This window comes from Sulfuricurvum sp., assembly GCF_028712165.1.
Taxonomy (GTDB): Bacteria; Campylobacterota; Campylobacteria; order Campylobacterales; family Sulfurimonadaceae; genus Sulfuricurvum.
In genome coordinates, this window is the sequence record NZ_JAQTQR010000012.1 from 33,517 (window position 1) to 46,984 (window position 13,468).

Consider the following 13,468-nt stretch of genomic DNA (forward strand, 5'->3'; position numbering starts at 1 on the left):
AATTCCCTTTAGACGTTTAAATTACGATGTTCTACCATCGTACAGTGATTTTGTACTACACGCATTCCTGCATTGCGGGCGCGTTCTGCGGCTTCGTTGTTAACGATCCCTTTTTGTGCCCAAAACACTTTTACATCACCTCTGGCAATACACGCATCGGCAATTGCTCCCAGTGCATCAGGTTTTCGGAAGATATTAACCATATCGACCGCAAACGGAATCTCTTGGAGGGAACGATACACTTTCTCTCCTAAAATTGTCTCTTCTTTAGGATAGACCGGAATAATCGTGTATCCGGTATTTTTAAGATATTCGGCGACACGGTAACTGTCTTTCGTACTATCCGGGGAAAGTCCCAAAACGGCTATGGTTTTTATTTCGGCAAAAATAGATCGTATTTCATCAGTTGATGCGTTGACAGTTGGAAATTCACATTCCATAAAAGCTCCTCAAGACAAATAAAAAGTTTCCTATTATACCAAAAACTGCTACAGAGCTTTTTTCGGCTCACCGATATAACGTTGTCTTGGACGAGCAATCTTCATTTCAGGATCTTTTTTCAGTTCGATCCATTGAGTGACCCACCCTACCGATCTGCCGATAACAAAAATAATGGTAAATAACGACGTAGGTATTTTCAGTGCGGTCAGTATCAGTCCTGAATAAAAGTCGATATTAGGATAAAGGCGCCGCTGTATAAAATACTCATCTTCAAGGGCTATTTGCTCAATTTTTTCAGCTATTTTCAGCAGTTCGTTGTTGACACCGAGTTCATCTTTGAGCTGATCCAATAAATTTTTTAGAATTTTTGCACGTGGATCAAAATTTTTATAGACACGATGCCCGAATCCCATAAGTTTGAATTCATCATTCGGATCTTTTGCACGGGCGATAAACTCATCCACACGATCAACACTTCCTATGTATTCGAGCTGAGCGATCTCCGATTCGTTCGCCCCTCCGTGTGCTCTGCCCCAAAGTGCATTAATACCGGCAGATAGAGCCGCATACGGATGGGCTCCCGTCGAAGCGACGGCACGGACAGTTGATGTGGAAGCATTTTGTTCATGATCCGCGTGAAGGGTAAAAATCGTATCAAGCGCTTTAACCTCCACATCACGTATTTCGAGATTTTCTCCCGGATAGGCTCGCATCATATAGAGAAAATTTTCCGTAAAAGGGCGTTCGATATCGGGATAGACATAGGGAATACCGAACATACGACGATGAGTAAAAGCCGCCAAAGTCGGAATTTTCGCGATAATCCGTCGTGCCATTATTTGCGCATCCTCATCCGTTTTTACATTGAGATGTTCAAAATAGAAGGTGGAGAGTGCCGATACGGCGGATGACATCATCGCCATCGGGTGCGCTTTGTCCGGAAATGCGTCAAAGAGGCGCTTTAGCCCTTCGTGGATAAAGGAGCGTTTTCGAAGTTCATTATCAAACTCCGCACGCTCTTTTTCATTCGGAAGTTTTCCTGTCAAAAGCAGATATGCAACATCCAAATAGCTTTTTTTGGTCGCTAGATCACTGATATCGTATCCCCTATACCGAAGTTCCCCTTTTTCTCCATCGATATAGGTAATCGCTGAACTGCAGCTTGCTGTAGAAGTGAATCCCGGATCATAGGTAAACATTCCGGTCTCTTTATAAAGATTACGGACATCGATCACATCAGGACCTATCGTAGGATGCAAGATTGAAAATTCATATTTTTTGCCGGTACGGTTATCGGTCAGGGTTACAGTATCCATAGGAATATCTCCTAAAAAATTATCCTATTACTATATCCAAATATCAAATAAATAGTATGTGAAACAAAATTCTAGAATTGTTTTCAACATAGATATAAGTATAAATAATAGAATAAATGTTCGTATTTCTCCAATACTATGCTTAAAAAAAATTTATTGTTCCAGGTAGAATAAAAAAATCAATGCCTATTTTTCACCTTCTGCTATAATTAAATAATACGTTATTCCCCTTTCATTTCTTATCACATTAAAAGGTTCAAATGCTTATTGGTACATCAAATCATTTATCACAAACTGAACAATTGCATAACTTGCTAAAGGCGAGTAAACCGGCTGTTTTAACAAGTTTATTATTGGGTTTGCTGCTGGTTTTTGCCGAAAATAATATTTCAAATCCGAAGATGATTATTATTTGGTACGTAGTCTTGCTTGCAGTTTCACTCCTTCGGATAAAACTCATTACTTCGTATCAATACAATACCGACACATCTTTAATCACACTAAATAGACATCTGAAAAATCTTCGTATCGGTACATTTGCATCCGGAATGGTATGGGGATCAATCGGCGTTTTATTGTTTACAACCAATGACATAATCCATTTGATATTTTTAATTTTTATCTTAGCCGGTCTGACAGCCGGCAATACGGTATCAAATGCTTCGGATCTTCCTAGCAGCATCGGTTTTTCTATTCTGGCCTTGTTTCCTATTGCACTCTATTTATGTTTGGACAGAACCGACATATTTATATATATGGGTCTCGCAGTTATGCTCTATTTAGGCCTTCTAATCATAGTTAGTCGATATATGAATACCCATATATCTCAGAACTATGTTTTGCGGCACAAAGCCGAAGCAAGTGCCAAAGAAGCGCGAATCAGCGAAGAACGTTATCGTATGATTCTTCAATATTCACCGGCAGGAATTGTTCATTATAATAAAAATCTAATTATTACCTACTGCAATGACCGATTTGCAGAAGTTATGAAAACCTCTAAAGAGAAGCTTATCGGACTTGATATAAAGACATTAAAAGATCAAAGATTAACACCTTCATTAAGAGAAGCTATAGAGGGAAAAGAAGGGGTGTATGATGGTGAATACCTTTCAACTCTCAGTAATACTCAGCTTTGGATTATCATGTCTTATGTACCGATTCGTGATTCTGAGGATATTATTGAGGGTGGGATTGCGATCATCGAAGATATCACTGAACGGAAAATAGCTGAAAAAGAGACAACAAAACTGATAAATAACCTTAGACAAGCCGAAAAAATATCTCACCTTGGAAATTGGCATTATGACTTGGCCAGTAATGCACTGGATTGGTCCGATGAGATTTACAATATTTTTGAGCTTGACAAAGAGAGCTTTGAACCAACCTATGAAGCGTTTTTAAATATTATACACCCGGATGACCGCGATATGGTTGCGCGTGCCTATGAACATTCACTGGAAACAAAACAAAAATATGAAATAACCCATAGACTTCTAATGAAGGACGGGAGAGTAAAATATGTTAATGAACAATGTGAAACCAAATTTGATCCGAACGGAAAACCTATTTGTTCTTTAGGTACGGTTCAAGATATCACTCAACAGATGCAATACCAAATTCGCTTGGAAAACAGTGAGAATACACTCAGATATTTACTAAAAATGAGCCCTATCGCCGTCAGAATTGCAAAAAATGATGGTCAAGATGTCATTTTTGCCAATGAGTCTTATAGCAAACTCATCCATGCGGATATATCTGACGTTTTAGGAAAAAATCCTAAAAACTATTATGCGGATCAAGAACAATATGATGAAATCGTTTCCCAGATCAACAACAATGAAATCATTTATAATCGTCTGATAGAACTCTCTATCGAAAATAAAACCATGTGGGTATTGGCTTCTTATATGCCTATTGATTTCGAAGGTTTCCCTTGTGTATTAGGATGGTTTTATGATATTACGGAAGAAAAAAATCTCCAAAGAGAGGTGGAAGAACAAAGGGATGAGTTTAAAGCCCTTTTCAATACCTCTAAGGATGGTATCGCAATCTTGGATCATGAATCCAATTTCGTAGATTTTAATGACGCATATCTTGAAATGACTGGATTTACACGTTCCGAACTGCTAAAAACGTCATGCCTTTCGCTCAGTGCACCGGAGGATCAAGAACGTGCCAGACAGGCAATGCAAATTGTGTTTGAATCCGGATATATTAAAGGGTTTGAAAAAACGTGCATCGTCAAAGACGGAAAAAGACTTTATATCAATATGACAGCCACTCTTTTACCTGACAAAGAGCGAATCTTAATTACTACCAAAGATATCAGTGCGATGAAAGAACATGCCCGTCAGCTTGAACACTTGGCACACTATGATGCACTTACCGGGCTACCGAATCGTATCTTAGAATCAGACCGTCTGCAACAAGGGATGATTCAGACCCAACGGCACGGAAATCATTTGGCAGTGTTTTATCTGGATCTTGACGGCTTCAAACATGTAAACGATAACTATGGGCATAGCGTCGGAGATCAACTGCTCATAAACCTTTCAGCCCGGATGAAACAGGCATTACGCGAAGGAGACACCCTATCTAGATTAGGCGGAGACGAATTTGTCGCTATTCTTTCAGATATCAATAATCCGTCTGAAGCAATACCGATTATCCGCAGGCTTCTCGATGCAGCCAGTCGTCCGATCCAGCTCGGTGATTTTATTATTCAAGTGTCTGCCAGTGTAGGAGTCACCTTTTATCCTCAAGAACATGACGTAGATGGGGATCAGCTTGTCCGACAAGCCGATCAGGCGATGTATGTAGCGAAACAATCGGGTAAAAATTGTTACCATGTTTTTGGTTCTGAACACAGTTGAATAATTTAATCTTTAAAAATAGTTATAATTATGAATACTTTAAAATCTTAGGAGCCTGCTCTTGATAGCAATAGATTCATTACCTATCAATATTGCAATTTATCAGTATGAGAGCGGTGATTTTATTTTTGTTAATTTGAATCGAGAAGCAGAAAAAACAGAGAATCTAAAACGTGAAAATATTATTGGTAAAAAGCTGCAAGAAGTTTTCCCAGCTGTCAGAGAATTTGGTTTTCTTGATATTTTAGAACGTGTGTATACAACAGGTAAATCTGAACATTTTGAAGCTAATTACTACCATGATGAGGTACGGGAAGGTTGGCGTGTCAATGATGTGTCACGTTTGGATAACGGTCATATTATGGCTGTTTATACCGATGTTACAAAAGAGATGCAACTGACCAACTCGTTGGAATCGTTGGGAACTATAATCGATAAAAGCCTGCATGAAATCTATATCTTTCATCCTCAAACATTACAATTTTGTTATGCTAATGGGAGTGCATTGCAAAATATCGGCTATTCGATGAATGAACTCTCCCAGATGACTCCTGCTGATATAAAACCGGATTATACGTATGAGAAATTTTATAAACTTATTCAACCTCTTTTAACCGAAGAAATCCCGTTATTGACTATTGAAACTAAACATCAGCGCAAAGACGGGAGTCAATACGATGTTGAAGCGCGTATCCAAAAAATGATTTACCTCGGTAAAGAGCATCTTGTCGTCAATGTTATCGATATAACCGATCGTCTCAAGAATCAACATGAGATGCTGAAACTTCACCGCATTATCGAACAAAGCGATGATCTAATCATGGTCACCGATACCACCGGCATGATCGAATACGTTAATGATGCCTATACAAAACTGACTGGATGGCCTAAAGAGAAACTTTTGGGAGCCAAACCTTCTCTTTTAAAATCAGGAAATTTCCCCACACTCTTTTATGAGGATATGTGGAAAACAATTTTAGCCGGAAAAACTTATAAAGGAAATATTCAAAATCGTAAAAAAGACAACACCCTATTTTGGGAAGAAAAAACTATTACACCTATCAAATTGAAAAGCGAAGAGGTGACACACTTCATCTCAACCGGAAAAGACATCAGTGAGCAAATCAAGCTCAAAGAAGCACTTGAAGAGAGTGAACTGCTTTTTAAAACATTGACGGAAAGTACATTGGCAGGTATTTTTTTATATAGGGATACTTTTCTCTACGTAAATGACGCATTTATTAAAATGAGTGGATATTCTTTAGATGATCTAATGATAATGGGCCCAATTGATCTAGTTGCCCCCAAAGAGCGAGAGTTGATAGAAGAACGTATGCGATCGAGATTAAAAGGGGAATTACGAGATCAAAGTATTTACCAGGATTTGAAGATCGTGACTCGTTCAGGAGAAATACGATGGTTTTACATTGCCATTTCGACGGTAAAGTTTCAAGGAAAATGGACCGGTCTCGGAACGGCCATTGATATGACGGAACGTAAAAATATGGAAAAAAAGCTTGAGTATTTTGCGCAAACGGATGCATTGACAGGCTTGTATAATCGTCTAAAATTTGATGATATCATTCAGCGTGAAATTTCTTATGGAAAGCGTTATGAGGCACAACTTTCCCTTATTTATATGGATATAGATTATTTCAAAAAAATTAACGATACGTATGGCCATGATATCGGTGATACAGTTTTAAAAGAGATTGCCCAGATAATCAAAGATGTTTTACGGATAAGCGATTATCCGTTTCGCTGGGGTGGTGAAGAGTTTATCATTGTTTGTCCCAGTACCGACCTAAAAGAAATCAAGATTTTATCGGAGCGTTTACGTCAAAAAATTGCACAGAACAATTTTAGCATTGTTGATAAAGTAACGGTTAGTATCGGAATTACGCAGTATTCTGATGATGAGTCGATTGATGAAATGATTAAGAGAGCGGATCAAGCACTTTACCAAGCAAAAGAACGTGGTCGTAATCGAGTTGTAGAGCGTATAGATCAATGCTATGAGCAAATTCTAGTAACTAGTCACTCCGATGAGGAATAGCTTCTCCTACTCTATTTCTTCCTGCTCCTTTTGCATTATACAGGCCTTGGTCAGCACGTTTAAAGAGTGAAGAGATGGTATCGTTTTCATTAAATGTAGAGATCCCAATGCTGATGGTTAGTGTATCAATAAGTGGAAAATGAGCTTTTTCAACCTCAATACGCAATTTTTCTGCAAGTGAGTGAACATTATTCAAATCGATACCCGGACACAATATTAAGAACTCTTCCCCTCCCCATCGTGCAAATATGTCTAATTTTCGTATATTCGATTCTATGACTTTGACGAGATGTTGGAGAACTTCATCGCCTACGTCGTGTCCATAGGCATCGTTTATAGATTTAAAATAGTCAATATCAATCAATATCATTGAAAGTGGCAGAGAAAATCGTTTTGAGCGTTCTGTCTCAAGTTCAAAAAGAGCTTCAAATTTATGCCGATTATAAATACCGGTCAAATTGTCGATGCTGGCGATTCGTTGTATTTCTTGATTTAAAAGATTTTCTTGGGTCACATCTTTTCCGCTTGATACAAAACTGACAATATCCCCCTTCTCATCTTTCATGGGTGTGATAGTTTTATTCTCATAATATAAATCGCCGTTTTTCTTTATATTGATAATCGTACCTCTGAAAACATTCCCTTTCAATATAGTTCTCCAAAGTTCCTTATAAAATTCATTACTCTGTTTTCCGGATTTAAGGATCGTAAGGGTTTTATTAAGAACTTCATATTTTTCGTACCCCGTTTGATGCAAAAAGGCTTGATTGACATAGGTTATTTTCCCGTGTCTATCAGTGATAACAACAGCATCATCGATTTGTTCTATAACTTTTGAGAGTTTATCAAGTTCGAATCTAGACCGCTTTAACTCACGCATGTCCATTAGTATTCCAGAAAATGTTTCCCCCTCGACGGTCGCGCTTATCATTACCGGTACGGCCACAGAATATTTATCAAGTAGCTCAATTTCCATATTGGCAACATGACCCTCTTTCTGTAATATTTGTATTAGTTTATTGCGCTGCTCAGGTTGGGCATAACGGATACTGCTGTCTTGACCTATTAAATCTTCAGGCGAATCAAAACCTAGTATTTCAGTCAAAGCATGATTTACATAAATTATCTTTCCGGATAAATCAGCGCGATAGATACCTATCATTGCATTCTCAACAAGGTTTCTGTATTTTTTTTCTGATTTTTCTATTAATATTTGCGCACTTTTTTCTTCGGTGATATCATGGATGACCCCTCTCATTCTGAGTGGGTTTCCAAGATCATCCCATTCAGTATTACCTTCTTCTAAAACATAACGTATCATTCCGTCTGATTTGACAATTCTATGTTCGACACTGTAATCAATGTTGTGCACAAGACTCTTATTGACAGCTTCTTGAACTTTTTCTTGATCATCAGGATGAACACGTTCCAAAAATCCTTCATATGTCGCTTCAAATTGTTGTGGGAGAAGTCCAAAAATACGATAAATTTCGTCTGACCACCAGAGAGTATTAGCTTTTATATCCCATTCCCAATTTCCGAGATGGGCAATCATTTGTGCCTGGTTTAAACTTTCTGACACTTTTAATAGGGCTTGCTTACGCTGAAGGAGAATTTTTCGGCTTTGGTACATATACAATGCAAATAAAAAACTGACAATTACCGTTGTAATGCTAAGAGCATATAACAAATTGATCAGAGTTTCCTGATGCTTTTTAAAAAACGTCTGTGGCGGGTTAATAAAAATACTTTGCGATCCTATATCTGAGGGCAATAGAATGGCATGCTGTTTAAGTGCCACAGCATCAAATATCCATTTATTGGTATTTTCATGAAAGATAGGAATAGATAACTTTGGGTGAGACAAGATACTCAGCGCTAATTTTCCGGCTTCGGTTCCCTGAGCATTGCCATCAACAACATAGCCTCCTAGCACCCCTTGTTGGATATAACTGTCCTCTAAACTTAACACAATATAGCTGCCTGCATCTTTTATCTGCTTAAGGACATGATTAAGATTGATTAATTGACCATCGTGTGTTCGGAATGTACCTATGGAGGTCAAAATAACCGCTTTCCCTTTATACGATTTAAGTCTTTGCAGAAGAGAATCAAAGTCTTGATCGTTCGAAAATTCTATTTTTATCTTTCCATAATTGAGAGTATCATTTTTGATCTCATTTTGAGTCACTTGAGCCGTTGTCGATCCGTCACCTACGACTAATACTTCTCTCTCATCAGGAAATAATTTCGTGATGAGATTGAGATTAGGGAGGATCTCTTTTTTTTCAAAGATTCCGGTATATTGAGACTCATCCAGCATTTTTTGTTTTGATAGATCATTGACACCTGAAAAAATGACAGGAACAGAGGGAAAAATCTTCTCTTTATTATGAAGCATAAAATACAGAGCATTATCATCCGTTACATAGATGAGTTTTGGTTTATAGCCTTGGTACTTTTGACTCAGATAGTGGACAAAAGATTCCTCATACTTTTTATCAAAGGTTCGGCGTTTCGTATCGAGATATTCAGCAGAATAGAGTGGATAAAGATTGTCGGTATTATTCAAAACCTCTCTGAAACCATTGCGCTGAGCTTTTGTCCATGGATAGGCTTCATGATAGGAATGGAGTACAAAGATTTGATCATCAGCAACGAGTATATTTGCAAGAAAAATAAATAAAATAAATCTAACTTTAGTCAAAGAAACCTCTATATAAATTGAAATTAATTATATATCAAGATGGTTAAAAATTAGATAACGTTAATGAACAGTATAAAAACCCTTAAGGAACAAATAAATAAGGACACCACTGTATTTAATACGGTTGAGATAACTTCAAGAAACCGTATTCAAACGTAAAAGGTACCTGTTTGAGGGTGCTAAGGTTGATATAAGGCTTGACGCTTCTTCCGATGTAAAGTGAAACGTCAGTTCCTTTTTGCAAGAGTGCCGAATCGAAAGAAAACGTCAATATTTTATTCTTGTGGGCATGTTCAAGAATGAGCGAAAGGATAGCATCATCCGGTTCCATGAGTAAAATAAAGCCCTGTGTATTATTGATCTCTAACGCATCTTTCGGCGAAATAACTCTGATCGTAAAAGAATAATTGCCTACTACTCCGCCGTATTGACGTTCAAACATCATGATTAATCGTTGTGCAGCCTCTTTATGTGCCGGTCCAGCAACAATTACAAAGTTTACATTCGATTGAATACGTTCTTTTGTCCCCTGTTCCATCAAGGCTACTTTTGGAAATATTTTTACCCCTATTTGCAATAATGCCAAATCATAGGTTGTACCCCAAAGTACAAACGGCACTAGAAAAAGGAGGATAATTTTTTTCATTATTTTTTAAGAGCCATCGTCAATGTAAAGATCGCCCCCGTATCGCTATTGCGTACACCCAGAGTACCTTTCAAATGTTGTTCGACAATCACTTTGGACATATACAATCCGATACCCGTGCCTTTGCTATGAAGCTTAGTCGTAAAATAAGGTTCAAAAACACGCTCGACTATTGCGGATGGAACGCCTCCCCCCGTATCACTGATATCGATATAAAGGTGCAGTCTATCGCAACGCAAGGTAACTTCGATTTGCCCTCCGCTTCTATCAGATTTGCTTTTTATAGCATCTTTGGCATTATTAACAAGATTTAAAATCACTTGCTTGAATTCGTTGACAACACCAAAAATCTCTCCGTCGCATTTTTTCTGGACTACATAGGTGATATTGGCATAGTGCAGTTGTTCGCCTAAAAGATTGAATATTTCTTGGATTGGCTGGAGCGGATCGAAAGAGACGGACTCTTTATTCTTATTGAAAAAGTTCCGAAAATCATCGATGGTATTGGACATAAAAGCAAGATTATTATTGATGAGTGTGGTATTTTTTTCAAAATCATCATTTTCGATTAGCCCAAGAGCGCGTTTCAGGTTAATATCGGCGACTGCCAATCCAATAATATTGAGGGGTTGTCGCCATTGATGGGCGATGCTTTCTATCATCTCTCCCATCGCCGCAAGCCGGGACTGCTGGATTAGAAGCTGTTCTTTTTCACGACGCTTGCTGATTTCGCTCTCAACACGATTTTCGAGTTCTATGTTGATCTGTTCCATCTGTGTGCGATAGTTATCAATGGAGTCGAGCATTTTATTGGCCGAAGAAGTGATGGTTTTGATTTCAATATTTGAATTATCACATTTGAACGGCTCCGAGTGTTTATCAATCGTGTAATTCCCCATCCAAATGGATAGCTGACGAAGAACAAAAAACTGCTTGCGAAAATACCAAAAGGTGATGGCAAAAATCAGCAATGCGAACAGCGATAGAATGATAAGCTGCATAAAAAGTTTCATTTGGAGGTCATGTACATAATTATTTGAATAACTGATGACAAGCGTCGCTTGAGGCGTATGAGAAATAGAATCGACTATAGGGGTAGAGAACGTAATCGTCTCTTGAAGTCTGGATTGTGGATAGTGTTGTTCAAAAATTACTTTTTTATCGGCATCCAGCAACGATACATCTAAAATATTGGGATTTTGGAAAAAAGTACGCATCGTATCACTGAGCATATCTTGCTGATCAAATGTGAGATACGTTGAAATGATCGGTTTGAGTGTTTGGGTAACCAACTCGATTTTTGCTTTTTCACTATCATTGAGAACAGAAGAAACATTGATTTGAATAAAGATAAAAATTGGGGCTATAACCGCGATATAGAGCAGCCAAAAGACCCATGCAAATTTTCCGATAAGTGAGTGTGTCATCATAATCCAATAGTTAAGAACATAAATTAATATTATAAAAATGTTTGTTAATTTAGTATTAATTTCGCTACAATCTGCACACTTTATATACGAGCCTGCTGATGAAATTTTATTATGCGTTAATAAGTACCCTACTCTTTTCCTATACTGTTAACGCAGATGATGATTTTACATCATTATTGAATGAAGCTACGAATATTGCCACTAAAACCAAACTCAATATCGACTATCAGCCTTCGGTTGTTTCCGTTTTACATGCTGATAAACTTAAAAAAATCGGCATCACCAATCTGCATGAAGCCCTCGGGCTACTGCCCGGGATCGAAACATCGATTCTGCATACAGGATGGAAGCAGGTCATTTTTCGCGGAGCCTACAACCCCGATACGTTTGTTTTCGATAAGTACAAACTCTATATCGACGGTGTGGATGTCGGAAGCGATCTGTACAGCACCAGCTATTACTATCTCGACTTTCCGGTTGAACTGATCGACCGTATCGAAGTTCTTCGCGGATCGGCATCGACCATCTATGGTCCGGGAGCGTTTAGCGGAGCAATCAATGTCATCACGAAAAGCTCGCAGGCGCTCTCCGATGATGTGGTATTCGGATCGCTTGGAAGCTATGAGTATATGAAAGGCGGGTTTGTCAAACATCTCAATATGAGCGGCTGGAATATCGGAATCGACAGCTATTATCAAAAGAACAACAAAACACTCAACGCCGGCAGTGAGTTTGTATCGCCATATGAAGCTTCCTATGAGCGTTCAGACTACAACAGTTTGGAAAATTTTAAAGATTACTCCATCGGTGTTACGGCAAAGTATGATGATTGGAAATTGATTGCCCGCTACAAATCCGAAGTTACGGACAATTTTTACGGATTGAGTGAAGGGCTCGAACCCGTAACCGGCGGATATCAGCGTAATCAAAGCGGTATCGTAGAGATGCAAAACACCCATGACATCGGGCATGGCTTAACTCTAGAGACAAAAGCAGGAGTCAACTATTACGCCTTTACGTTTGACTCAACGGTGTATCAGGATTATTACGGAAGCGGTTTGATTATACGGATGAACCCTACCTACCGTCAACTCAATTCATACCTCGATATGAACCTCAGAGGAGTCAATATCGAGGATCATGCCTGGATGATCGGTGCAGGTCTGCAAAAGATCAATACACTGGAAAATGTCTATGGCACTACATTCCGTAATCCAGCACATGGTGGTCCCGCTGTCATCTCTGACTCTCTGGTGTATCTAAGCGGAGAATACGGAATATTAAATGGTGACAATGACCAATGGATAAAATCCGCCTATTTTCAGGATATCTACTCGATCAATGAGGACTTTGAGCTTTCTGCCAATATCAGACTCGATGATTATTCATTATTTGACAATATGCTCAGTTACCGCTTCGGTTCCGTTTATCGGCTGGACGAGGAAAATATCGTAAAAGCGATCTACGGACGTTCATACAGAGCCCCCTCTTACGTCGAAGCGTTTCAAGCTACCCAAGAAGGTTTAAAAACCGGAAATCCGTATCTGCATCCGGAACTCATGGACACATACGAATTGGCCTACACCCACAAAAATCCAAATACGATTATCCGAACCAATCTATTTTATTCGACCATGCGGAATGTCATTGATCAAATCATGAATGAACCCTTCTCCTTTCCGGGCGATTATGCCAACAACAGAGAGCGAAATGCCAAAGGGATAGAGATGGAATTTACCCGACATTTCGGCAATGGTTCAGAATTTATGGCAAATCTGTCGTATGTCAGAACTGAGTATTTCAGTCCCGATTACTCTAACCCGATCGAGTTCCAAAGCCCTGAAATTTCAGAAGTGTTGAGCAAAGGCTATTTCCTTTTTCCATTGACGCAGGCGTTGGGATTAAATACGGCTTGGTACTACAGCGGCCCCAAAAAAGGATACGATCGAGGAACGGGTACCGCAAAAACCTACGAGTCCATGATGGTGATCGATGAAAC

General features: G+C 38.7%; 9 protein-coding genes. 4 read left to right on the plus strand and 5 right to left on the minus strand.

The features are described from left to right. Nucleotides 1-8: 8 nt before the first annotated feature. Together PHP90_RS03490 and PHP90_RS03495 are read right to left on the minus strand one after the other, a co-directional pair. Nucleotides 9-440, minus strand: a complete 432-nt coding sequence (locus PHP90_RS03490; protein WP_299925291.1) for a CoA-binding protein — start codon at nt 438-440, stop codon at nt 9-11. A gap of 48 nt (nt 441-488) precedes the next feature. Next, nucleotides 489-1,763, minus strand: a complete 1,275-nt coding sequence (locus PHP90_RS03495) for a citrate synthase (protein WP_299925324.1) — start codon at nt 1,761-1,763, stop codon at nt 489-491. 296 nt (nt 1,764-2,059) lie between these two features. Here PHP90_RS03495 and PHP90_RS03500 point away from each other — a divergent pair, with 296 nt between their 5' ends. Both PHP90_RS03500 and PHP90_RS03505 read left to right on the plus strand, forming a co-directional pair. Beyond that, nucleotides 2,060-4,630 carry a sensor domain-containing diguanylate cyclase gene (locus tag PHP90_RS03500; RefSeq protein WP_299925293.1) on the plus strand — a complete coding sequence of 857 codons (2,571 nt, stop codon included), beginning with the start codon at nt 2,060-2,062 and terminating at the stop codon, nt 4,628-4,630. A 61-nt stretch (nt 4,631-4,691) separates the two neighbouring features. Further along, on the plus strand, nt 4,692-6,686 hold the full coding sequence (locus PHP90_RS03505; protein WP_299925295.1) for a sensor domain-containing diguanylate cyclase: 1,995 nt from the start codon (nt 4,692-4,694) through the stop codon (nt 6,684-6,686). Here PHP90_RS03505 and PHP90_RS03510 read toward each other — a convergent pair. Further along, nucleotides 6,664-9,087 carry an ABC transporter substrate binding protein gene (locus tag PHP90_RS03510; RefSeq protein WP_299925299.1) on the minus strand — a complete coding sequence of 808 codons (2,424 nt, stop codon included), beginning with the start codon at nt 9,085-9,087 and terminating at the stop codon, nt 6,664-6,666. The two genes, PHP90_RS03505 and PHP90_RS03510, sit on opposite strands and share 23 nt — an antisense overlap. On the opposite strand from PHP90_RS03510, the gene PHP90_RS03515 reads away from it, so the two are divergent. Next, a complete protein-coding gene (locus PHP90_RS03515; RefSeq protein ID WP_299925302.1) occupies nt 9,079-9,372 on the plus strand; it encodes a hypothetical protein in 294 nt (97 codons plus the stop codon). The genes PHP90_RS03510 and PHP90_RS03515 overlap by 9 nt on opposite strands. Before the next feature lie 136 nt (nt 9,373-9,508). Here the strand turns inward: PHP90_RS03515 and PHP90_RS03520 are convergent, their stop codons facing one another. Continuing rightward, nucleotides 9,509-10,039, minus strand: a complete 531-nt coding sequence (locus PHP90_RS03520) for a hypothetical protein (protein ID WP_299925305.1) — start codon at nt 10,037-10,039, stop codon at nt 9,509-9,511. Next, on the minus strand, nt 10,039-11,466 hold the full coding sequence (locus PHP90_RS03525) for a HAMP domain-containing sensor histidine kinase (protein WP_299925308.1): 1,428 nt from the start codon (nt 11,464-11,466) through the stop codon (nt 10,039-10,041). Before PHP90_RS03525 ends, PHP90_RS03520 begins: the two co-directional genes overlap by 1 nt. A 101-nt stretch (nt 11,467-11,567) precedes the next feature. Between PHP90_RS03525 and PHP90_RS03530 the strand changes: the two genes are divergently transcribed. Next, a partial coding sequence (locus PHP90_RS03530; protein ID WP_299925311.1) for a TonB-dependent receptor occupies nt 11,568-13,468 on the plus strand: 1,901 nt, incomplete at its 3' end.

Bases quoted from the DNA above. Each gene is read 5' to 3' on its own strand.
- PHP90_RS03490 (WP_299925291.1), bottom strand. From the start codon at position 440: ATGGAATGTGAATTTCCAACTGTCAACGCATCAACTGATGAAATACGA.
- PHP90_RS03515 (WP_299925302.1), top strand. From the start codon at position 9,079: ATGAAGCATAAAATACAGAGCATTATCATCCGTTACATAGATGAGTTT.
- PHP90_RS03510 (WP_299925299.1), bottom strand. From the start codon at position 9,087: ATGCTTCATAATAAAGAGAAGATTTTTCCCTCTGTTCCTGTCATTTTT.
- PHP90_RS03520 (WP_299925305.1), bottom strand. From the start codon at position 10,039: ATGAAAAAAATTATCCTCCTTTTTCTAGTGCCGTTTGTACTTTGGGGT.
- PHP90_RS03525 (WP_299925308.1), bottom strand. From the start codon at position 11,466: ATGACACACTCACTTATCGGAAAATTTGCATGGGTCTTTTGGCTGCTC.